A 23,787-nucleotide genomic window follows, 5' to 3' on the forward strand; every position below is an offset into this window, starting at 1 on the left:
AACCCTCTGGTATAATTAGAGTTGTTAGTTATGCAATCATTCATTTTGAAAAAGAATGGAAAGAAGGAGGAATGGAATGATAAAATTTGAAAATGTATCGAAGAAATTCAAAGACACAAAAGTGCTGAAGGATATTTCCTTTGACATTGAAAAAGGACAGCTGGTTGTACTCATTGGACTGTCCGGCTGTGGAAAGACCACCACGCTGAAGATGATCAATAAGCTGATTAAGCCCACAACGGGGAGGATCACCATTGATGGAGAAGATATCTCCAGGAAGGATCCCATTGAGCTGAGAAGAAACATCGGATATGTCATCCAGCAGACGGGGCTTTTCCCACATATGACCATCCGTGAGAATACAGAAATCATCGCTAGAGTAGAAAAGCTGGATCCTGTAAAAATCTCAGAAAAGACCGAAGAACTCATGGAAATGGTGGGTCTTTCAGAAGAGTTTCTGGACCGCTATCCCAGTGAGCTTTCTGGAGGGCAGCAGCAAAGAGTGGGAGTGGCCAGAGCTTTTGCGCTGGACCCGGATATCATCCTCATGGATGAGCCCTTCTCTGCGCTGGATCCCATCACAAGGACATCTCTACAGGAGGAGCTTGTGAATCTTCAAAGTAAAGTTCGAAAAACCATCGTCTTTGTGACCCATGATATGTCAGAGGCCATCAAAATCGCGGATAAAATCTGTATCATGGACAAAGGGGAGATCATCCAGTATGATACACCGGAAAACATCCTTAAATATCCAGTGAATGATTTTGTGTCTGAGTTTGTGGGGAGAAACAGAATCTGGGAATCTCCGGAGTACATCCGGGCGGAGGATATTATGATCCATGAGCCTGTGACGGTTTCTCCGGAACTTACCATCGGAAAAGCGCTGGATAAAATGAGGACCATGAAAGTGAACAGCCTTATTGTGGTGGATGGACCAAAGAAAAGGATGTTGGGGCTCATCAAGCCAAAGCAAATTGCAAAAATGAAAGACAGGTCTACTTTAGTGAAGGATCTTATGATCAGAGACTTTGCCTTTGCTCACGCGCAGGATTCCATTGTGGATCTTCTCCGGGTGGTGGACGACAACAGTATTTCTGAAATTCCCATTCTCTCTGAGGAAGGAAATCTTATGGGTCTTGTGACGGAGAACAGTCTCGTCACAACCCTCAGTCAGCAGTACTTCGAAGAGGGAGAGGTGATATAGCATGAATGTATTTGATTATTTTAGAAACAACGGGGACCAGGTGCTTCGACTGACCTTGGAGCATATAGAGCTGACGCTCATCGCGGTTGGATTTGCGGTTTTGGTGGGGGTGCCTCTGGGGATTCTCATCAGTTATTTCAGAAAAGCATCCAAAGCTGTGGTAGGTGGGGCGAACGTGGTTCAGGCCATTCCCAGTATGGCGCTTTTGGGTCTTGCGATTCCGCTCCTTGGTATCGGATCGCTGCCCTCTGTTGTGATTGTTATTTTATATTCGCTTCTACCCATCATCAAGAACACCTATACAGGGATCACCAGTATTGATAAAGGGACCTTAGAAGCGGCCAAGGCCATTGGGCTGACCAAAAGTCAGGTGCTGACAAAGGTTCAGATTCCGCTGGCGCTGCCTGTGATCATGGCAGGGGTAAGAATTTCTGCGGTGACCGCTGTTGGACTTATGACTATGGCAGCCTTCATTGGAGCTGGCGGGCTGGGTTTCCTGATCTTTTCAGGAATCAGCACCACGAACAATGCTCAGATTCTGGCAGGTGCCATACCTGCAGCAGTGCTGGCGCTTCTCGTGGATAACATCTTCAGTGTGGTGGAGAGTCTGGTGACACCTATCAGCCTTCAGCAGGGACAAAGAAAGAGTCTTCCTGAAGTGAAGCGCGACAGAAGAATTCAGAAGGGATTTCTTGGTACGGTGGCAGCGCTCCTGGTCATTTTATTCACCGTCACAGCCATCGGCAGTGGCACAGGTGGAAAAGAGTCCATCACCATTGGAGGCAAAGATTTTACCGAACAGTTCATTGTGGTGCATCTCATGGCGGATCTTATTGAAGACCGGACGGATCTACATGTGGAGAGAAAGCCGAACCTGGGAGGAACTCAGGTGGCCTTCGGTGCCATTAAGACTGGAGACATTGATCTTTACCTGGAGTATACCGGGACCATTTATGGAGATACTTTAGGGTATGCACCAAATTCCGATATGCAGGAAGTATATGATACAGCGAAGAAAGATCTGAAAGAGAAGTTTGATGTAGACATCCTGAAGCAGTTTCAGTTCAACAACACCTATGTGCTCTCTGTGACAAAAGAGACCGCGGAGCAGTATGGACTGGAGACCATCAGCGATCTATCTTCTGTGTCTGACGCCTTTGCCATTGGATCCACTTTGGAGTTTCTCAATAGAGAAGATGGGATTCTTGGGCTAAAAGAACACTATGGCATCACCTTTGGTAAAGAAATCGGCATCAACGGGGCCAATAAATACAGAGCCATCGACAGCGGAGAGACAGATATCACAGATGCTTTCTCTACAGATGGACTTCTGAAGAAATTTGATTTGGTGATGCTGGAGGACGATAAAAACTTCTTCCCGCCTTATTATGCGGTGCCGGTTGCAAGAAGCGGGCTTCTTGCAGAGTATCCTGAGATTGCGTCCGTTCTGGATGAACTGGGGCAGGTGCTGACCAATGATATTATGGTGGATCTCAACTACCGGGTGGATGAACTTCAGCAGCAGCCTGATAAGGTTGCAAGAGACTTTCTGATTGAGCAAGGTCTTTTAGAAGGGTAATTACAACTTAATAAGAATGGATCATGGATCAAAAAAAGCATCCGAAGTTTACATAAAGTAAGCTCCGGGTGTTTTTTTGTCCTAAAGGGGAGTGAGAGAAAGGATTTGGAGAGCGGAATTATACACGATTGCATAAAATTTGAACGAATTATGAATGAAAAATGGACCGTTACTGCGGATTTGTGAATCCCGAGGCGTATTTTAAGTTCTGAGCCTTCAGAAGAAGGTGTTCTGCTGCTTGTTTCGCTTTCTGAAAAATATAGAATTTAGGCATGAATTTTATGTGAAAAAAGTGTAAAAGGCCGGAGATTTTTCGGAAAAACAAATGAGCGCAAGAAAATCTGGCGTATTTTTGATTCTATATTATAAGAAAAATACAAAAAGTTGCCTAAAAATTGAACGTTAATAAAATATCCAAGAAAAGATAAATGAATAATCGATACATTGTCGAACTAATGTAAATAAAATTGGAAATATGTCGATTCAATGTATCTATTTTTCAAGTAGAATGCTAATATTTAGTTAAATGAATTATTCATTTGTGTATAAATACAATTATTATGTCGAATGGTGGGGAGAGAACGATGAGAACGAGAGAAGAGAAGAAAAAAATGAAACCTTCCATGTTTACCTTATTGAGTGGTAGTTTTATGGCACTGGTGCTGATCCTTGCAGTCTTATTGGCAGGGACCAGACTTGTGGGACTGACACCTTATGCAGTAATCTCGGGCAGTATGGAACCGCAATATCCTGTGGGCTCTCTGATTTATGTGGATCAGGTGGAACCTTCTGAGATTTCCATTGGGGATCCCATCACCTTTGTGATGAATGAAAGTCTCATGGTGGCTACCCATAGAGTGGTGGACATCAAAGAGGATGGCAGCTTCATTACCAAAGGAGATGCCAATGACACTGTAGACGGCACTCCGGTGCATCCGAAAAACTTACTGGGAAGACCACAGTTCTCCATACCGTATCTTGGTTATGTTTCGGTATTCCTGGCATCAGGACAAGGGAGAATTGTTCTCCTGGGTGTTTTAGGAATCCTGGTGTTATCGCTGCTTCTTCCGGAAGGAAAGAGCAGAACCCTCAAAAAGGAGGTGGCGGACTGAGAAGTGCTACCTTGTTGCAACTTGAAAAGAATAAGAGAGAGGTGTTTTTTATGAAGAAAAAATTAAGTATCCTGGCTGTCATTGCGATCTTAGCTGTAGCGTCTTTTGCAACACTAGCGTATCTGACGGATTCCGCTGATGCGGTGACCAATACATTTACTGTGGGCGACATCGATATTGAACTGGAAGAGGAGTTTGATGAAGATCCCAAAATTTATCCTGGGGCGGAGATTACGAAGAAACCTGTAGTGACGGTACTTGCGAACTCTGAACCCACATATCTATATATCTTCATAGACAATAAGATTGGTGAAGATGCAAAACTTGACATCGATGGTGCCAAGTGGATTCCAGTGGGAACCAGCGGCAAAGTATTCCGTTATTTTGAAATTGTGCAGACTGATGATGATTCTCAGGAATTCACCATGTTCACAAAGGTTACCTTTGATGAAACTTTGACGAAAGAAGACCTGGAAGCCATTGGCACACCGGAAATCGTTGTAGCAGCCTATGCACATCAGGCGGTGGAAGTGGACTTGGCCGTTGCCAATACTGCAGCCATTACACACTTTGGTGTCACACCTTAATTGAAAGGGGGATTTAAAAAATGAAAAACAAAAAGAGGATTATGATTCTTGCTTTGAGTATCATTGCTGTCTTTGCAGCAGCCATCACCTTTGCTTATTTTACAGATCAGTCGGATGAAGTAAAAAATACCTTCACCATGGGTAATGTGGAGATTACATTGGATGAAGCGGATGTTCTTGAGACACCATCCGTCACAGGTACCACATGGACTGTTCCAGATCCTGATGTAAGAGTGCCATCGAACACTTATACGGGAATTTACCCTGGTGCAGTTCTACCAAAAGATCCAACGGTACATAATACTGGATCAAATCCCGCTTATGTACGCATAAAAGTTACCTTTACGAAGCATGCAGAAATAACAGCTGCCATTCCAGACCCTAAGAGCATTCTAGGAGCGCTAGGTGGCGGGTGGAGCTATGCTGGTGCAAGTGGAAACACATATGAGTTCAGATTTGCGAATGTTCTTACTATAGGAGGATCCACAAATCCACTGTTTACACAAGTAACCATTCCTGCATCTTTGGACAGTGAAGATATGGCAAGTATTTCTGGATTCCAGATTAATATCATCGCAGAAGCCATTCAATCACAAGGATTTGCAAATGTTACAGAAGCTTTCGCAGCATATGTTGCACCATAACGGTTGAACGTTAAATGAAGACAATGGAGGAGAATGAAAAATGAAAAGAAATAAGAGAATTATCGCAGTTCTAGCCATCACAAGTATACTGGCCGTTATGGTCTTCCAGACCCTGGCCTTCTTCACTGCTGAAGACACAGCACTGAACCGTGTCACCATGGGGAATGTGGCGCTGATCTTGAATGACGATACGATAGATCCTGAGACAGAAGATCTTAAGCCATTCCCTGTGGAAGGTTTTGATCTCGTCATGCCTGGAGACGTCATTGATAAGATTGTCAGTGTCACCAATGATGGAGACAATCCCATCTGGGTCAGAGTCAGGCTGGACAGAAGTATTATCTTGGCAGGCGAAGCCGCTGATGTAGACTTTAATGTTCTTGGTCTGGATCTCAATGATGAAGACTGGACAGAGGGAACAGATGGCTGGTTCTACTACAACGAAATCTTAGCACCTGGTGAGACCACAGAGAATCTTTTCACACAGGTGACCTTCCCAACGTCTCTTGGTAATGCGTTTATGAATGCTAGAGTAGAAATTGATGTTCTTGCACAGGGTGTGCAGAGCCAGAATAATGGAGTAACAGTTCAGGAAGCTGCAGGGTGGCCAGCTGAATAAAGAAACGGTTCTTGAAAAAATGTGAATCAAGAATTGAAATTGATGAAAGGAGGATGACGAAGTTTGAAGAAGTTAATGGCAGCTGTCTTATCGGTATTCATGTTCTTTGGCGTCCCTTTTCCTGTTTATGCTTTAGAGCAGCTGACGAGTCCTCAGGAATTGAGTGTGGAGTCTATAGATACACTTGAAGAAGAACCTATAATTGGTGAAAAACCATCGGAAGCTCCCGCTCCTGTAGAAGAGGAAAATACGGAAGCGCCTGTTGAAACTCCTTCTGAAGAGGAGAGTAAGCCTCTAGAAGAAAAGCCAGCAGCAGAAGAGCCCGATGTGCTGTCCCCTGAAATTAAGCAGGAAGTACCTTCCGAAACTGTAATTGAATTACCAGAAGCAAAAGAAGAGCCCGCTGAAAGTCCTAAAGAACAGTCCCAAGCGCCAGAATCAATAGAAAAGCCGACGGAAGAGGCGGTAGAGAAACCCGTAGAGGAGTCACCGGAAGTATCGGAAGAACCTCTTGAAGATCCAGAGGATCTGGAGGAAGAACTGGTTCTATCCGTGAATACAGCTAGAAACTATACAAGAGCTGGTGCTCTGAAGCCTGCTGTGTCTGGTCCAATGGAAACCATGAAGAGCATGAGGTCTGGCAGCATGGCTGCACCTATGGCCATTGGAGCGGCATCTGCTTTGGATGACCCCAGTGTCTTTCTGAAGAAAAGTGCAGTATATCTGCCTGGAACCCATCAGGTGGAAATCACCCTGGAGGCTTTTGCCACAGGAGAACTCTCCACCATCATTCAGCATATTCCTGCAGACATCGTTCTGGTTCTTGACCAGTCCGGTAGTATGGCTTGGGATATGAATGGAGATGAAATCACCAATAGAACATTGTATTCGATCCGTTCCACTTTATATATAAGAGATAATAGTGGGACATTGAGAAAGGTCACGTTAACAAGAACCAGCAGGGATGGAACCTATACATACTCTTATGTTGCAGGAAATGGTAATACGGTTACAGTGAGTGTGGATGATGAGGATGATGTTCCTAACTGGATTTTCTATAACAATACTACAGCCATCCGTAGAAGAGATGTGCTGAAGGATGCGTTGAGGCTTTTTGTGCAACAGGTTTATAACCGTGCAACAACCAATAACGTAGACCATAAAATTTCCATGATCGGTTTTGCTGCTGGAAACACCAATGGACAAAACTATGAGAATACGGAGATTCTCTCCAGAGTATCCGGAACAAGTCCCATCGGATACACAAACACAAACAACAACAATCTGAGGGATTCTCTCCTGGATGTACGGACATACTTGTCGAGACTAAATACAGCGATAGACTGGATTGAAGCATCGGGTGCTACAAGAACGGATCTTGGTATGGGGATGGCACAGACAGTGCTTGCCCAGAATCCAATTCCAAGCGGAACACAAAGGCAAAGAGTGGTCATCATGTTTACAGATGGTACGCCGACTTACACCAATACTTTCAGCACAGAGGTAGCAAACAGTACCATCGCATCGGCATACAATATGAAGAACAATCTAGATGCCACATCATTCACCATTGGGATTTTCAATGGGGCAAACCCAGCAGGAACCAGTGATGAAAACAAGTTCATGAACTATGTGTCCAGTAATTACGAGAATGCCCAAAGCATGACAAACCCTGGTACAGGATCCTACACAAAAAACTACTATCTTACTGCCAACAATCAGGATGCACTGAACAGCATATTCCAAAGCATCTCCAGCCAAATTGGAGGCGCTACCAACGAATCCCTTACGGCTCAGTCGAAGCTAAGAGACAGACTCACAGAGCAGTTTGAATTTTCATCTGGGTTCAATGCTTCCAGTGTAGACATCAAAGTCTACAACTACACGGGAAATGGAACAGACTTTGAAAGTGCAGCACCATGGAGCCTTGCGAGCCCTCAGCCTGGAGGCATCACAGCTCTAGTGGACAAACCAAACAAAAAGCTTGATATCACAGGCTTTGACTATTCTGCAAACTATGTAGCCTATACCCAAAGCACGGGATCTAGAGGAAAGAAAATCGTTGTGAAGTTCGTGGTGGATGTGAAAGACGACTTTATCGGCGGAAACCAGGTGGTCACAAACAAACCGGACTCCGGCATCTATACACCGGAAGAAACCTTTGTGGAAGCCTTCCCGGTTCCTGATGTGGATGTACCATTAAGATATCTGGCACAGCCTGAACATAAGGGTATCTACATCAGCCAGAGCATCCCAGCCAATGAACTGATCGCAGGCAACGGCCTATCCTATAAAACCAGTCCTGGCGGACCGCTCTACACAGTAGATGGCTATAACAACGCCTACGCGGATCTTGAGTATATTCTCTATGATACAGACGGTACTACAGTGCTAAGACGCTTCACCATTGGTGCAGGAGACACGATTCTGTCTGATGAGCTCAATCTTCTACTAGAAGAGGTGGAAAATAAAAAGTACACCTTCACTGTGAAGGTGACACCGATCCATACCGGAACGGTGACAGCATCGTCAGAAGATATTGATGCAAACCTGTATGTGTGGGTGCCCAAAGTGACAGCCACAGACCATGAAATTTGGTGGGGTGAACAGACGGACATCACGCAGAGAATGATCCTGAATGGATTTGTGAATCCGGATCCTTCTGCAGTAACGCCTTTGACCTTAGTTCCTGCAGTTACCCTGGAGCCTCAGTTTATCGCTGGGTCTACAGTTAACAGCATTCCAGCCTATGAGCCGGAATTTGACTCAACCTTTAAGATCAAACTGTTCATCGGATCTGATGAGTACACAAGCCACACAGTAATTGTTCCTGCGGTATCTGGACAGGGTCATGACGATTACCACTTCACTATATTTGTGAAGAAAGCTGCCTTGACCATTGAAAAGAAACTGAAGGCGGGCAGTGTCCTCGATGAGAACCAAAGTTTCCTCTTCCTGGTGGAAGGACCTACAGGCACCTATCAGGTGGCCATTCAGGGGCTTGGTTCCAAAAAGATCACAGGACTGAAACTGGGAGACTATAAGGTGACAGAAATCACCAGCTGGTCCTTCCGGTATGACATTGACAGCATTTCCATTGAACCAGCAGCTGCCTACAAGAGCACTGTCCCTGATGGAAAAATAGTGGAAATCAGTAAAGTAAGCCATGATGTCAAGTTGATCTTTACAAACAGAAAAACCTCTGACAAGTGGCTCAGTGGTGAAAGCTACGCGGTGAATCTCCAAGGGCAGTCACAGGAAAATGGCACGCTGAGAAGAGAGGAGGAAGATGAAGAATGAAACGATACCGTAAAATACTTCTCGTTTTGACTGCTGCGGCTGTGATTCTCTTCAGTGCAAATCTTCTCACATCGGCTTGGCTGGTGGACAGTACAGAGGAAAAAGTAAACACCTTTATTCCTGGCACGGTGACCACCACTGTGGAAGAGGAATTTGATGGTGAAACCAAAGACAATGTATTTATCAGAAACACCGGAAACATCGATGCCTATATCAGGGCGGCGGTAATTCCGGTATGGAAGACGGAAAGTGGAGATCTTTCGGAAACCGCAGTAACTGCAGCAGATTTTCCGGAGCTGCCGATTCTTCCGGGTTGGTTCAAGGGGACCGATGGTTTTTACTATCATATCGAGATGGTGGCACCAGGAGCCCTCACGGAGAAACTCATTGGCACCTTCGAAATGCCAGTGAAAGAAGGTCTGAAGTTTGAGCTCCAGATCATCGGCTCCGGCATTCAGGCAGACCCACCGGCTGCGGTCACTGAAATGTGGGGGATCACCGTGAACCCGGATAAAACACTACAGGGAGGTGGACCATGATGAAGAAAAAATGGACAGTACTGCTGCTCCTGTTTCTCTTTTTATCCCTATCAGAGGGTAAGCCGGTCCATGCATCTTCTGTCACTTATCGGAATCAGGCGGAACTCTTTGTCTTTGTGCCAAACAGCAAAGACCTCTTTGATAATTTCAAAGGGCTGATGCCTGGTGATGTGCGAACACAAGAAATCTTTCTCAGAAATGACTCCAGTCAGTTTGTGGATTTCTTTCTCAAAATCAATCCTGTAAAGGAAGAGGATGAGGCTCTTCTCCGTCAGATGACTTTAGTCATCTCCGAGGAAGGGGAGGAAATATTTAGGGAGTCCTTGGACCAGCAAGGGTCATTCGAGAACTACGTGAAAATCAAAGAACTTTTCCCTGAAAGCGCGTTCAGCTGGGATCTCTCTTTAGAGGTGTCAAAAGAGATGGGCAATGAGTTCATGGGAAAAGGGGCAGAGGTGGAATGGGTCATCATGATTGAAGAAATTGAAGATGAAGACGTGGATCCGCTGCCGCTGCCAGAAGAACCTGAAGAGCCTGAAAAGCCTGAGGAACCGGAAGAAGAGGAAATTGATGATAAAGAGCTCCCCAAAACGGGAGAACAGTCAGAAAATTATCTTCTCTACGGTGGAGGGCTGCTGGCGTTAGGCATTCTAGTGCTCTTTCTGGACAAAAAAAGAAAAGGAGCGTCTAACTAGGTGCTGCTAACTGAATAAGCGTTCTCTCTCCTAAGAAACTGCTTTGATTGGAGTCATCCCGGGCAGTTTCTTTTTATGGTCTTTTTCTTAGACGGAGACGCTAATGTCTTTGAAACTGAATCACATTTTATATCGTTTACACAAAGAATTATTCAACAATTGAAACAAAGTTTCATGATTTCCCATTTTCTTTACAATTAAGTTTCATGTGAGTATACTGAAGATAAGCTTGGAAAGGATTACTGAAAGATACCTTGTACAGTAAACACCAGGCATCGTGCGCGCGATAACTCCCTGACATGTTAGGAGAAAGAGAAATGAAAAGTGTATTGGTTCGACTTCAGGAGTACGAAGGAAAAGCCAGTGGAGCAGAAAAAGGTGTCGTCGGATTCCTTTTGGAACATGCCGATGAGGTGCCTCAGCTCAACATTCATGAGCTGGCAGAAGAGACCTATTCCTCTGCATCCACCATCATAAGACTCTGCAGAAAACTAGGATTTCATGGGTTCCGTGATTTCAGCAAATCCCTTGTTTATGAGCTTGCTCTTCGAAAATCTAGTTACGATGAGAGAAGCAAAGAAATCACGAAGGAAGACTCCCTGGAAGAACTGGTGGATAAAGTAACGTATAAAAATATCGTTTCATTAGAGGATACAAGAAAACTAATAGATCTCGAAGTGCTTCAGCGATGTGTGAATCTAATTGCCGAAGCAAAAACCATTTGCCTTTTTGGCATGGGGTCATCGCTTCTGGTGGCAAAGGATGCCTACCTGAAGTTTTTAAGAATCAACAAGCCTTGTATCATCAGTGAGGATTGGCATGCCCAATATCTTCAGGCCAAGAATATGACCAGAGAAGATTTGGCCATAGCCATCAGCTACTCTGGTATGACAGAGGAAGTGCTAAGGTGCGTCAGCGCTGTGAAGGAAAATGGTGCAACTGTGATTGCTGTAACCAGATTTGAGGAAAACCCACTAGCTATCATTGCGGATTATAATTTAAGCGTGGCAGCGACGGAGTTCACCTTCCGTTCCGGCGCCATGTCCTCAAGAATTGCCCAGCTAAACATTATTGATATTTTGTATACAGCTTATATCAACAGAGCCTATGAAGAGAACGTGATGCAGTTCCAGAGAACACATATTGAGAAACCCTATGTAAATGAAGGGGCAGAACCAAAAGAGAAAACCCGAAAGGGGAGGGAATAGAATTTGATCGATTTAACAAAGCTAACCACAGAACAGCGAAATCCTGAGACCATGAATTTGGACCAGATGACACCGCTTGAACTTGTAGAAACCATGAACCGTGAAGACCAGAAGGTCATTGAGGCAGTAAATAAAGTGCTTCCTGAAGTGGCAAAGGTCATTGAATGGACCACAGAAGCCCTAAGAACCGGAGGCCGAATCATCTACATGGGCGCAGGAACCAGCGGAAGACTTGGAGTTCTCGATGCGGTAGAATGTCCACCTACCTTTGGTGTCTCCCCTGACCTTGTTGTAGGACTTATGGCAGGTGGAGAAAAAGCCTTTGTGAAAGCCGTAGAAGGAGCAGAAGACTCTGAGACATTGGGAACGGAAGACCTCAAAAACATCGGACTTCATGAAAAGGATGTGGTCATTGGTATCGCAGCCAGCGGGAGAACACCTTATGTCATCCATGCACTGCGCTATGCTAGAAGCCTTGGTGTGAAAACAGCCATCATCGCCTGCAACAAGAATTCTGAAATGAGCAAGGAAGCAGACATCGCCATTGAACCTGTTCCAGGTCCTGAGGTCCTAACAGGATCCACAAGACTTAAGGCAGGCACTGCGCAGAAGCTCGTGCTCAATATGATTTCCACCGCTTCTATGGTAGGTACCGGAAAGGCTTATGAGAATCTCATGGTGGATGTGATGCAGTCCAATGAAAAGCTGAAGACAAGAGCTGAAAATATTGTCATGGAAGCCACTGGCTGTGAGAGAGAAACAGCAAGAACTGCCATTGATGAAGCAAAAGGCAGCGTGAAGCTCGCCATCACTTCGATTCTACTTGACACCCCTGTGGACGAAGCAGAAAAAGCACTTGAGAAAGCCAAAGGACATATCCGAAAAGCAATCAACAAATAACAATTAGGAGGATACTTATGAATAATAAAGAACTCGCCGTAAAACTCGTCGAACTCGTCGGTGGTAAGTCCAATGTTGTAAAAGCAGGAAACTGCATGACAAGATTAAGACTGACCGTAAAAGACGCTTCCAAAGTACAGTCAGATGAAATCAAGAACACCGAAGGTGTACTTGGCCTTGTAGTTGATGGAAGCTCCTACCAGATCGTCCTTGGACCTGGAAAGGTAAAGAAAGTTATGGACATCTGTGCAGAGGAACTGGGTCTTCCAAGAGATAGTGCAGCAGGAAGCTGGGAAGAGAACAAGGATGCGATGAAGTCCATGCAGAAGCAGGGTCCACTGAAGAAATTCATCAAGACCATTGCAGATATCTTCATTCCTCTTATTCCAGCCATCATCGCCGCTGGTCTCTTCTCTGGAATTGCCAGCCTCATCAGCACCCTTCAGGGACAGGGAACACTTCCTGCAGAAGGTTTCTGGCAGGTAGCACAGCTCTTTACTGCTATGGCAGGTAATGCTTTCTTAGGATACTTTGCCATCTTCACTGGTATCAATGCTGCTAAGCAGTTTGGTGCTACAGAAGGTCTTGGTGGTATGATTGGTGCCATGTCCATTCATGCAAACATCGTAGCCATCTCCACCATCTTTGGACTTTATGATGCTGAAACCCCACTGAACTCCATCCTCACCACCGGTAAGGGCGGTATCATGGGAGTCATCCTGGCTGTTTGGATTCTGTCCAAGGTAGAAAAGGGATTAAGAAAGGTGATTCCAGATGTACTGGATCTTGTTCTGACACCACTATTGAGCTTACTCATCACAGGTCTTATTCTGGTATTTGCTGTAATGCCTGTAACTGGATATCTTTCTGATCTTCTCGTCAGCGCACTTAGCGTCATCATCAACTCCAGCAACCCTGTAGTGAGCGTCATCAGCGGATATGTGCTGGCAGCGGTGTTCCTTCCAATGGTACTTGCAGGACTTCATCATGGACTCATTGCCATCTATGCAATCCAGCTGGAAGTTATGGGCGGAGTATCCCTCTTCCCAGTACTGGCTATGGCTGGTGCAGGACAGGTTGGTGCAGCCATCGCCATCTACTTCATTGCAAAGAGAGTGAAGAACCAGAGAATGATGAATGTAATCACTGGTGCTCTTCCAGCAGGTTTCCTCGGAGTTGGAGAACCACTCATCTATGGTGTTACACTTCCAATGTTCAAGCCATTTATCACTGCTGGTCTTGGAGCAGGATTCGGTGGAGCCTACGTAATGCTGACCAAGGTTCTTGCAAACGCTTGGGGTCCTTCAGGACTTGTAGCAATTCCAATCATGAAGCCAGAAAGCATGCTGAACTTCTTCATTGGTCTTGTGATCTCCTACGTTGCAGGATTTATCATCACATACTTTGTCATCAAGGATAAGGACGTTGAAGCTGTCTAGTACACTAGGCTTCTCCATTTATCCTTCCACATGGCAGGAAAAAAGAAAACAGCTCTCCTCCCTCTATCAGGAGGGGAGTGCTGTTTTTACTTCTCTGCACATCAGTGAGGAATTCTCCGATGCCTATGTAGGACAGGTGGAGGAGATGATGGCTTATCTGAACGAAACGGGCTATGAAGTGATTGCGGATGTTTCCAGAAGGAGCCTGGAAATCTTCTCGGAAGATTCTTTAGTATCCTTAGCGGAACGGCTGAAAATTGATGTCCTTCGCGTGGACTATGGGTTCACCCAAGAGGAAATCCTTCTCGCAGCACAAAAAGTGCCTGTCTGCTTCAATGCTTCTACGCTGACAGAAGAAGATCTTATGGTGCTGAAAGAAACGGGAAAAACCTTTTATGCTATGTATAACTTCTATCCAAGACCCGAAACAGGAATAGACCGAGAGCAGTTTATGAAAAGAAATGAGCTCTTGAAGCACTATGGCCTTGGCGTCATGGCATTCATCTCAGGGGAAAGTGAGAAGAGAAGACCTCTATACGATGGCCTCCCCACTTTAGAGGAACACAGGCATCAGAAGCCTTATGTCAGCTTTGTGGATCTTATGAATGGGTATGGAATAAAGCACATATTTGTAGGAGATGGACTTCTTTCAGAAGAGGAAGCTGAGCCCATTAGACTTTTATTGGAAGAAGGTGTCTATTCTATTCCAGTGAGCACTTTGGAGAAAGAAGATCTTCTTCATAAGAACTTTACAGTTCGTATTGATTCACCCCAAAGCCTCATAAGAGTGCAGGAGTCCAGAGAATATGCAACTCCTGGAGCAGTCATAGAACCTTCACACACAACAGAAAGAAAGCTAGGAAGCATTACCATAGACAATAAGAACTATGGTCGATATTCTGGAGAAGTACAGATTCTGCGGGAAACTTTTGAGAGAGATGACAGAGTGAACGTCATTGGACAAGTGGATCCTTGCTATCACTCCCTGCTGAAGAACATTCCCAATGGAGCAAAAATCAGACTGACAAAGAGATAAAGAATAACAGAAAGGTTTGGATTTCCAAGCCTTTTTTTATTTCAAAAACGTTTTTAAATGATTCTAAGTATTTTGACAATGGTTTTTCACGTGCTATACTGAATCTAAAACGGTTACAAGGAGTGTATCGAATGAATCGGACTGTACTTCTAAATTCAAATACTTATCATGGATTCTCCCTGGAAGACGCCCTTCAGGGGATGCTGCAGGCAGGGATTTCCAATGTGGAGCTGACTGCGACAAAAGGATGGACAGAACATGTTTTTCCCACCATGAGTTTTGGTGAGCTCATTCAGCTGAAAGAAGCAATGAAAGATAAAAACATTGCACCTTTGGCCCTAAGTGGACATACAAATCTGATGGATGAAGACAGGATAGGGGACTTTATTTTGAATATGGCTTTGGCCAATTTCTTTGGATGTAAGTACATTCTCTCCTCCATAGGCGAAGCCCACCTGAAAGACCGAAAAGAAATCTCAGATGAAGAAGTGGCTGAAGTGGTGAAAAAATTAGTACCTCATCTTGAAAAATACGACGTTATACTCTGCCTCGAGAATCACGGAAAGCATAGTACCGGAAGGCATCTTGCAGAAATTGTGAAACGGGTGGACAGTGATCGTGTAAAAATCAACTATGATACAGCCAATGCGGTATTTTATGGCAACGTAGATATTCTGGAAGATCTTTCCTCCTGTATAGATCTTATTGGATTTGTCCATCTGAAGGACAAGGATGGACTTCAGGATGAATGGAATTTCCCTGCCGTTGGAAGCGGAAAGCTGCCGCTTCTGGAAGCAATCCAGCTGCTGAGTGAACACGGAAACGACAGTCCTTTGAGCATTGAGATTGAGTTCACCCAAAAAGGTCCTTCTTCGAAAGAGGAAGTGGATCAGGCAGTTTTGGACTCAGTTTCCTATCTTCAGAAAAACGGTGTCCTCACGAAAGTGGAGGAAAGCATATGATACGGGTAGGGCTTGTAGGCTTTGGCGGTATGGGGAAAGTCCATTTTCACAACTATAAAGAAATCAGCAATGCAGAAGTGGTGGGGGTTGTTACGGAGAGTGCTTCCGGGACGAAGGAAGCGGAAGAATTCGGTCTTCCTGCCTTTGAGAGCATCCGCGAACTGGTGGAAAATCTCGACGTGGATGTCATAGACATTTGTACACCCACCTTTCTCCATAAGGCGCAAGTGATGGAAGCTTTGTCACTGGAAAAACACGTCATTGTGGAAAAACCCATGGCACTGCATCGAAAGGACGCGGAAGAAATGTATGCCCTGGCAGAGAAGAAGGGGAAGTTTCTGTTTGTTGCTCAAGTGCTGAGGTTCACAAAGGATGTGCAGATTCTCAAAGAAATTGTCCAGAAGGGTACTTTAGGAAAACCCCTGGATGCCTATTTTGAACGTGTATCCGGCAAACCTTCCTGGAGTCAGGGAGGATGGCTTTTCGATAAGGAAAAGAGTGGTCTTGTTGCATTTGATTTACATATCCATGATTTGGATCTCATCATATCCACTTTTGGAAAACCAAAAAAGTTCCAGTATACTTCCAATGGCAGAAATAAGAAAGAGGGGCAGGAGCAGTACCGGATCCTATATGAATATGACGAGTTTTCGGTCTGTGCGGAAACAGCCTGGTATCATGCCGAGTATCCTTTCACCCAGAGATTTCGGATTTATTTTGAACACGGGCTTATTGTGCAGGAAAAAGGTGTTCTGACCCTGTATAAGAAGGACCAGGAACCCTTCGTCTACGACACTGCCGATGAGGTTCTGGTGTCCACAGGAATCAATCTGCCACCCACTGGAATGTTCTATAATGAGCTTTCCCATTTCATGTCCTGCGTGGAGGAAGGGAAGCCTTCAGAAGTGATCCAGGAGAGGGAAATTCTCGGTTCCATCGAAATTCTTGAAAAAATTGTCTTTACCCACTAAAAACATAGAATCAAAAAGTTATTACGAAAGTCGCAGATGGTGTAAACCTTTACTGCGACTTTTTCATTTGATCTTGCTTTTAATTTTAAATTCATAATTAAACGGAGATGGTGTTGACAAAGAAAAGCGGGGATACTACACTAAAAATGTAATCAATTACATTTCTGAAAATTATAATATCGTGTGAATGTGTTGATTTTAAAGGGTTTCAGGGTTTTAGTCCTCTGATTTCAGTTCAAACCAGAAATCAAAAATTGAAAGGCGGTGTACTATGGCAACCATAAAGGATGTGGCAAAGGAAGCAAAGGTCTCAGTCGCCACAGTTTCCAGAGTACTGAATGACAAAGAGACAGTAAAACCTGAAACACAGGAAAAAGTGCTGAAAGCCATAGAAAAGCTGAATTTCGAACCGAATCTTCTGGCGCGAAACTTCAGAAAGAATGAAACGCGGGTTGTGCTGATCGTAGCACCGAACATTACAAATCCCTACTATGCCCATATTCTTACAGGGATTGGAGACACCGCAGGAACTTTGGGATACAGCGCGCTGATCTATAATACATCAGGAAAACCGGAGAAAGAGAAAGAAGCACTGGATATGCTCGCGAAAAAGAGAGCGGATGGGGCGATTTTACTCGCCTCCACCATGGACAGGAGTCTTCTCATGCAGTATGCCAATGACTATCCCATGGTCCAATGCTCCGAATATGATGAGAAAGCGGATCTGCCAAGAGTCTCCATCGACAATTACAGGGCAACCAGGGAACTCATGACCTATCTTCTCCAGCTGGGGCACACAAAAATTGCCACCATCAGCTCGAAGAATCCCTATATCTCCACCATGGAAAGACAAAGAGCCTATGAAGACGCATTGAAGGATAAGAGCATGAAGGTGCCGAAGAGCTACACTGTTTTTGCAGACAGGGACTATTCTTTCAACAGTGCGAAAAAAGCGGCGATGAAACTCCTATCCATGAAAAACCGTCCAACTGCAGTGTTCTGCATCTCCGATACCATAGCTTTGGGTGCCATCAGTGCAGCCAAAGAGCTGAACATCAGAGTTCCAGAAGATCTCACTGTCACAGGCTTTGACGATGTGGAGGACACCACCATGTTTCACCCTTATATATCCACAGTGAAACAGCCCTGCTATAAGCTGGGGGTTCAATCTATGAAACTTCTCTATGACTGCATCAGAAAGAAAGAAATGAAAGAGAAACATCATATTTTAAAGCATCAGTTCATCGAGAGAGAATCATCAGGACCCCATACTACCTGAAGGCCGATCTGGTCCTTAACCAGATTAAAATATAGTTCAAAATACGAGGAGGATGAAAAATGAAAAAAGTTCTAGGAATGCTTCTGACTTTAAGCTTGCTTCTCACACCACTTCTGACCGCCTGCGGCACCAGCGAAACACCTGAGGAAACTCCTGGGGAGACTCCAGTGGAAACACCTGGGGAAGAGGAACCCTCTGAAGAGCCTGCTGAAGGCAAGTACAAAATTGGAATCCTTGCTCCTGCTGTGACACATGGCTGGGTTGCTGCTGTTGCTTATAACGCGGAAGTGCGCGCAAAAGAGCTCTCTGACAAAATCGAATATCAGATTCAGACCTCAACCAATGCAGAAGAAATGACAGCTCAGCTGGACGACCTTCTGACTTGGGGTGCTGAGGCCATCGTTGCCTTCCCACAGTGGGAAGGTATGGAAGTGCCCATTCAGCAGGCCATTGATGCAGGCGTAACCGTTGTGAATTTTGACATCGCCATCGATGCAGACGGTGTGTACCGCGTTTCCGGAGACAATGAAGATATGGGTGTCCAAGGGGCAAACTATATCGTAGAAAAAATCGGTAAGACTGGAACTGTCGTTATGCTGGAAGTCCCTACTTCAGGTTCTGTATCTGAACTGAGAAAGAAAGGCTTTGTGGACACACTGGCTGAAATCGCTCCAGACCTTGAAGTGATCACCTATGCCACCAAGTTCACCAGAGAAGACGGTCTGAAAGACTTTGCAGACATTCTGACCAGCAATGCCAAGATCGATGCAGTCTACTCCATGGATGATGAAACATCCATCGGTGTACTCCAGGCGATTTCCGAAGCAGGAAGAACTGACATCAAGGTTGTGACCGGTGGAGGCGGAATGCAGGAGTATTTCAAAATGATGCCTGAGAATGAAGACATCTGGATTCAGTCTGCACTATACAGCCCAGCCATGGTCATGGATGCCGTGAATATGGCAGTGGATATCCTGGATGGCAAGACTGTAGATGAAGTGAAGATCATTCCTACCACCATCGTAGACCGTGACAATTATGAAGAATTCCTGGATGCGAATTCTCCATACTAAAAACGTATAAATCCTGGGAAAACAGAAAAGGTTATGGAATTTCCATAACCTTTTCCCTTAAGGGAGAAAGGAGGCAACGATAGAAGATGCAGATTGAAATGAGAAACATAGAAAAATCTTTTGGTGACAACCATGTACTGAAACAGGTGTCTCTGTCCCTGAAAGGTGGAGAGATTCTAGCGCTCATCGGGGAAAACGGTGCAGGAAAGTCCACTCTTATGAATATCCTGGGAGGAGTTTTGCCCTCGGATCAGGGCGGAATCTATATCGATGGGAAGGAAGTGCGTTTTCAGAAACCTTCCGATTCACTGGATGCAGGTATCGCATTTATCCATCAGGAGCTGAACCTCATCAATGATCTGCCTATCTATGAGAATATGTTTCTCGGCAGAGAGCTGAAGAACCGGTATGGATTTCTAGACCTGGAGACCATGGAAGCCAGGACCAAAGAAGTCTTTGACAAGATGGGCATCACACTGAATCCCAAAACCATGGTTCGGGATCTTGATGCATCCTATAAGCAGATTGTGGAGATTGCCAGGGCGATTATGATGAATGCTTCCATTATCATCATGGATGAACCGACCACTTCGCTCACAGAAGTGGAGATTGAAAGAGTTTTCTCCATGATGATGACGCTGGTGAAGCAGGATGTCGGTATTATTTTTATTTCTCATAAACTGGGAGAGGTCATGGACTTCTGCGACAGATATATGGTGCTGAGGGACGGCAGCGTAGTCGGAGACGGCCTCATTGAAGAAACCAGTCCCAACCATCTGGCCAGGCTCATGGTGGGACATGAAGTCCGAACAGAATCCCTGAAGAGAAATCTCCTGCAAAGAGAGGAGATTCTGAAAGTAGAAGGCTTCTCTTACAGGCAGCTCTATAGAGACATCAGTTTTCAGGTGTATAAAGGCGAAATCCTTGGCATCACGGGTCTTCTTGGAGACGGAAGAAGCGAGCTCTTCCTGTCCGTTTTTGGCGCAGAGCCCCATGAAAGCGGCGCTCTCTATCTCCATGGAAAACCTGTTAGGATCAGAAACACAGTGGATGCGCTTCACCATGGCATCGGATACCTGCCAAGAAACCGGAAAGAGAATGGGATCATCAAAGATATGGACATTTTTGATAATGGATCCATCGTCACCTGGCCGCTGTTCGCTAATAAAGGCCGCATCAATTTTAAAAAACAGACGGAAGAGTTTCAGAAACAAGTGTCCAGACTCCACATCAAGATGGGGAAACTGCAGGATGCCATTGGCAGTCTGTCTGGCGGAAATCAGCAGAAAGTGGTCCTGTCCAAATGGCTCACAGCAAATCCTTCACTTCTAGTGCTGGACAACCCCACACAAGGGGTGGATGTGGGCGCCAAAGAGGACATCTACGATATTATTCTCTCCCTGGTGGATGAGGACATCGGCGTCGTGGTTCTCTCCAGTGAAGCACAGGAAGTGATCCGAGTTTGTGACCGCGTGCTTGTGATGTATCATGGCCGGATCCAAGGAGAGCTGACGGGAGAAGAACTTAATGAGCACAACATCATGATGCTTGCCACCGGCGGCACAGTGACAGAAGAAGGGGATGTGGTTTAGATGAAAGATCGGAGAAAAGAAACACTTTTTACATGGTTCAAGCGGCAGTGGATGGGCACACCGCTGTTCAGTACCGGGGTCGCGCTGGTTATTATGATCATACTCCAGACTCTGACACTGGGATTTGACTACGATTCTTTTGGCGCCTGGCTGATGTCCTGGCTGAACAACTGGATCAATATTTTAAGAAATAATGCCGGAGTTGGTATCGTTGCTCTGGGCATGACTTTTGTCATCATTTCCGGCGGTATAGACCTTGCGGTGGGGTCCACACTGGTTGCCACTGGAGCAGTTCTTATGATGCTCATTGACAACGGCCCTAAGGGGATCCTTGGCCTTCTGGGATTATCCGGACCTATTGCCTTTATCGTGGCGATTCTTCTAAGTGTTGCTTTTGGAAGCATCTTAGGGGCACTCATAGGACTTCTCGTCACCAAAGGCAAAATACCGCCGTTCATTGCCAGCCTTGGTGCGATGAAGATTTACAGAAGTGTCACACAGCATTTTATGCAAGGCTACAATCCAACAGTGCCAAAGCCATTTCTTGCCATCTCCAGTTTCAGGTTCGGCAATTATATGATCATGCCGATTCTGTACTGGCTCATCATCGCTCTGATTCTTTACTATGTCTCAAAGAAAACCACCTTCGGGCGCCAAGTAATTGCGGTGGGGTCCAATGAACGGGCAGCAAAGCTTTCCGGTGTCAATGTGGAAAAGGTGAAACTGAAGGTGTATGTCCTCATGGGGATGCTGGTGTCTATTTCAGCCATCATTCAGGTTTCAAGAATTGGCTCCATGGATTTTGCCAATGCGGGCAGCGGTAATGAAATGGATGCTATTGCGGCCGCTGTGGTCGGTGGCACCAGCATGAGTGGAGGAAAAGGACTCATCATCGGTACGGTTTTCGGAATGCTCATCATAGCGGTGATGAACAACCTTCTGAATCTTTTTGGTGTACCGCCTTTCCTGAGAGAAGCCTTTAAAGGACTCATTGTAGTTCTGGCCGTACTTCTTCAGAAAAAGGAAAAGACCTCTTAAGTGGAGGGAGAAGAACGAAATCAAGGAGTGAAATAGGATGGATAAAATCAGACTGGCTTTTCTTGGATGCGGGAAAATTGCGCAGGTGCGTCATATCCCAGAAGCTGCAAGGCGAGGGGATGTGGAAATTGCTGGATACTACAACAGGAGCCCTTTAAAAGCACACCAGATGGCAAAACTCTACGGAGGAAAAGTCTATGGCAGTGAAGAAGAGCTTTTGAAAGATGAGGACATTGACGCGGTCATCATCAGTTCAGCCAATCATCTTCATATGAAGCTCACCATAGAAGCACTTTCACAAGGAAAGCACGTTCTTTGTGAGAAACCCATGGCTATGACCCTAGAAGACAGCATCGCCATGGTGGAAGCTTCAAAGAAAACGGGAAGAATCCTGGATATTGCCCATAACCAGCGCCTGAATAAAGCGCATCTGAAAGCGAAAGAACTCATCAAAAATGGAGCAATTGGAAAAGTGCTGTCTTTCCGTAGCACATTTGGACATGGGGGACCAGAAACCTGGAGTTCAAGTCCAGGGAAAGATGTGTGGTTTTTCAAAAAAGATGCAGCTGGTATGGGGGCTATGGCAGATCTTGGCATTCATAAGACAGATCTTCTCCAGTACCTGACTGGGGAGAAGATCTCTGAAGTTTCTTCGATGATGGGTACTTTGGACAAGAGGGACGAAAAGGGAGAACTCATTACCGTAGATGATAATGCAGTATGTCTTTTCAGACTGGAAAGCGGCGCAGTAGGCACCATGACAGTGTCTTGGACTTATTATGGTCCAGAGGACAACAGTACAAGAATTTTTGGAACAGAGGGTATTCTTTATGTCTATGAGGATGAGGATCATCCCCTGAAACTGGTACGGAAAGATCATACGGCAGAGTATTTTGAAGTGGATGAAATGCAGACCAATGACCAGCAGACGGTTTCCGGTGTCATGGACAGCTTTCTGGAGGATGTGAAGCGTGGAGAATCTTCTATACTTTCAGCCAGTGAAATTTTGTATTCCATGCAGGTGGTCTTCGCCTGCCAAGAAGCTTTTAGAACAGGAAAAACCATAAAGGTGAACGAACTGAAAGGAGTGGTTGAATGAAACTCGGATTTGTCAGTGCAATTCTGCCCGACAAGACTTTTGAAGAAATGATGGACATCGCCAGCGACCTTGGCTACGAGTGTGTGGAAGTGGCCTGCTGGCCAAAGGGGAAAGCTGAAAGAAGATACGCAGGCGTCACTCATATTGACGTGGATGAATTAAGTGAAGAGAAGATCGCCTCTATTTTAGCATACAGCAGGAATAAGAAGGTGGAGATTTCTTCCTTGGCTTATTATCCCAATCCCATGGATGGCAATCTGGAGGGAAGACGATTAAGCATTTCGCATCTTTTAAAGGTCATTGATGCCAGCGCGAAGCTTGGTATCAATATGGTGACAACGTTTATTGGAAGAGACCAGACGAAAACTGTAGAAGAGAACCTTCTTCTTTTTCAGGAGCTCTGGCCTCCCATCCTACGGCACGCAGAACAAGCGGGGGTCCGAATCGCCATAGAGAACTGTCCGATGCTGTTTGGAAAGGATCAGTGGCCAGGAGGACAGAATCTTTTCACAACGCCTAGAATCTGGAGAGAAGTGCTGAAACTGGCGGATACAGATATTCTTGGCATCAATTACGATCCAAGCCATATGATCTGGCAGCAGATAGACTATCTTGCTCCTCTTTATGAATTTAAAGACCGTATATTTCATGTGCATTTCAAAGACATCAAGCTGTATCCTGATAAGCTGAAGGAGGTTGGTGTCATGGCCTATCCTTTGGATTACATGAGTCCAAAACTTCCTGGATATGGGGATGTGGATTGGGGGGCTTATGTTTCAGCTCTTCATGACATCGGATATGACGGGTATGCTTGCATAGAGGTGGAAGACCGGGCTTTTGAGAGCAGCGAAAAGAAGATTCTGGACAGTTTGAAAATTTCGAAGAGATACATGGAGCAGTTTGTCATTTAG

21 protein-coding genes are annotated in these 23,787 nt (G+C 45.2%); all 21 read left to right on the plus strand.

All coding sequences use genetic code 11. The features are described from left to right. Window positions 1–76: 76 nt before the first annotated feature. The 21 genes from T487_RS0113960 (at window position 77) to T487_RS0114060 (ending at window position 23,787) form a co-directional block, all read left to right on the plus strand. Window positions 77–1,204 (plus strand): betaine/proline/choline family ABC transporter ATP-binding protein, encoded by a 1,128-nt coding sequence (locus T487_RS0113960; protein WP_031577754.1) that lies wholly within the window; start codon window positions 77–79, stop codon window positions 1,202–1,204. A gap of 1 nt (window position 1,205) precedes the next feature. Continuing rightward, window positions 1,206–2,783, plus strand: a complete 1,578-nt coding sequence (locus tag T487_RS0113965) for an ABC transporter permease/substrate-binding protein (RefSeq protein ID WP_031577755.1) — start codon at window positions 1,206–1,208, stop codon at window positions 2,781–2,783. Between the two features lie 584 nt (window positions 2,784–3,367). Next, window positions 3,368–3,895, plus strand: coding sequence for a signal peptidase I (locus T487_RS0113970; RefSeq protein ID WP_051651744.1), 528 nt, complete (start codon window positions 3,368–3,370; stop codon window positions 3,893–3,895). A 50-nt stretch (window positions 3,896–3,945) separates the two neighbouring features. Further along, window positions 3,946–4,482 (plus strand): SipW-dependent-type signal peptide-containing protein, encoded by a 537-nt coding sequence (locus T487_RS0113975; protein ID WP_143004593.1) that lies wholly within the window; start codon window positions 3,946–3,948, stop codon window positions 4,480–4,482. Window positions 4,483–4,502: 20 nt separating this feature from the next. Next, window positions 4,503–5,126, plus strand: coding sequence for a SipW-dependent-type signal peptide-containing protein (locus T487_RS0113980; protein ID WP_031577758.1), 624 nt, complete (start codon window positions 4,503–4,505; stop codon window positions 5,124–5,126). A gap of 40 nt (window positions 5,127–5,166) precedes the next feature. After that, complete coding sequence (locus tag T487_RS0113985; protein WP_031577759.1) at window positions 5,167–5,745, plus strand: hypothetical protein; 579 nt, start codon at window positions 5,167–5,169, stop codon at window positions 5,743–5,745. Between the two features lie 63 nt (window positions 5,746–5,808). After that, complete coding sequence (locus T487_RS0113990; protein WP_031577760.1) at window positions 5,809–9,045, plus strand: pilus assembly protein; 3,237 nt, start codon at window positions 5,809–5,811, stop codon at window positions 9,043–9,045. After that, complete coding sequence (locus tag T487_RS0113995; protein ID WP_031577761.1) at window positions 9,042–9,584, plus strand: hypothetical protein; 543 nt, start codon at window positions 9,042–9,044, stop codon at window positions 9,582–9,584. The genes T487_RS0113990 and T487_RS0113995 overlap by 4 nt, the downstream gene beginning before the upstream one ends. Further along, window positions 9,581–10,279, plus strand: a complete 699-nt coding sequence (locus tag T487_RS0114000; protein ID WP_031577762.1) for an LPXTG cell wall anchor domain-containing protein — start codon at window positions 9,581–9,583, stop codon at window positions 10,277–10,279. The genes T487_RS0113995 and T487_RS0114000 overlap by 4 nt, the downstream gene beginning before the upstream one ends. A gap of 317 nt (window positions 10,280–10,596) precedes the next feature. After that, window positions 10,597–11,487 carry a MurR/RpiR family transcriptional regulator gene (locus tag T487_RS0114005; RefSeq protein ID WP_031577763.1) on the plus strand — a complete coding sequence of 297 codons (891 nt, stop codon included), beginning with the start codon at window positions 10,597–10,599 and terminating at the stop codon, window positions 11,485–11,487. Between the two features lie 3 nt (window positions 11,488–11,490). Next, entirely contained in the window at window positions 11,491–12,387 is an 897-nt protein-coding gene (murQ, locus tag T487_RS0114010; RefSeq protein ID WP_031577764.1) for an N-acetylmuramic acid 6-phosphate etherase, read from the plus strand. Between the two features lie 17 nt (window positions 12,388–12,404). After that, entirely contained in the window at window positions 12,405–13,826 is a 1,422-nt protein-coding gene (locus T487_RS0114015) for a PTS transporter subunit EIIC (RefSeq protein ID WP_031577765.1), read from the plus strand. Then, window positions 13,813–14,862 (plus strand): MupG family TIM beta-alpha barrel fold protein, encoded by a 1,050-nt coding sequence (locus T487_RS0114020; RefSeq protein ID WP_051651745.1) that lies wholly within the window; start codon window positions 13,813–13,815, stop codon window positions 14,860–14,862. The genes T487_RS0114015 and T487_RS0114020 overlap by 14 nt, the downstream gene beginning before the upstream one ends. A 131-nt stretch (window positions 14,863–14,993) precedes the next feature. Next, window positions 14,994–15,824: a sugar phosphate isomerase/epimerase family protein gene (locus T487_RS0114025; protein ID WP_031577767.1), complete on the plus strand. Its 831-nt coding sequence runs from the start codon at window positions 14,994–14,996 to the stop codon at window positions 15,822–15,824. Then, window positions 15,821–16,795, plus strand: coding sequence for a Gfo/Idh/MocA family protein (locus T487_RS0114030; RefSeq protein WP_031577768.1), 975 nt, complete (start codon window positions 15,821–15,823; stop codon window positions 16,793–16,795). The genes T487_RS0114025 and T487_RS0114030 overlap by 4 nt, the downstream gene beginning before the upstream one ends. A 271-nt stretch (window positions 16,796–17,066) precedes the next feature. Further along, window positions 17,067–18,074: a LacI family DNA-binding transcriptional regulator gene (locus tag T487_RS0114035; protein ID WP_031577769.1), complete on the plus strand. Its 1,008-nt coding sequence runs from the start codon at window positions 17,067–17,069 to the stop codon at window positions 18,072–18,074. A 59-nt stretch (window positions 18,075–18,133) separates the two neighbouring features. Then, on the plus strand, window positions 18,134–19,147 hold the full coding sequence (locus tag T487_RS0114040; protein ID WP_031577770.1) for an ABC transporter substrate-binding protein: 1,014 nt from the start codon (window positions 18,134–18,136) through the stop codon (window positions 19,145–19,147). A 98-nt stretch (window positions 19,148–19,245) separates the two neighbouring features. Continuing rightward, entirely contained in the window at window positions 19,246–20,739 is a 1,494-nt protein-coding gene (locus tag T487_RS0114045; protein ID WP_242848069.1) for a sugar ABC transporter ATP-binding protein, read from the plus strand. Continuing rightward, window positions 20,740–21,777: an ABC transporter permease gene (locus T487_RS0114050; protein ID WP_031577772.1), complete on the plus strand. Its 1,038-nt coding sequence runs from the start codon at window positions 20,740–20,742 to the stop codon at window positions 21,775–21,777. A 37-nt stretch (window positions 21,778–21,814) separates the two neighbouring features. Then, window positions 21,815–22,876, plus strand: coding sequence for a Gfo/Idh/MocA family protein (locus T487_RS0114055; protein WP_031577773.1), 1,062 nt, complete (start codon window positions 21,815–21,817; stop codon window positions 22,874–22,876). Continuing rightward, complete coding sequence (locus T487_RS0114060; protein ID WP_031577774.1) at window positions 22,873–23,787, plus strand: sugar phosphate isomerase/epimerase family protein; 915 nt, start codon at window positions 22,873–22,875, stop codon at window positions 23,785–23,787. The genes T487_RS0114055 and T487_RS0114060 overlap by 4 nt, the downstream gene beginning before the upstream one ends.

It is taken from the genome of Proteiniclasticum ruminis DSM 24773, assembly GCF_000701905.1.
Taxonomy (GTDB): Bacteria; Bacillota; Clostridia; order Clostridiales; family Clostridiaceae; genus Proteiniclasticum; species Proteiniclasticum ruminis.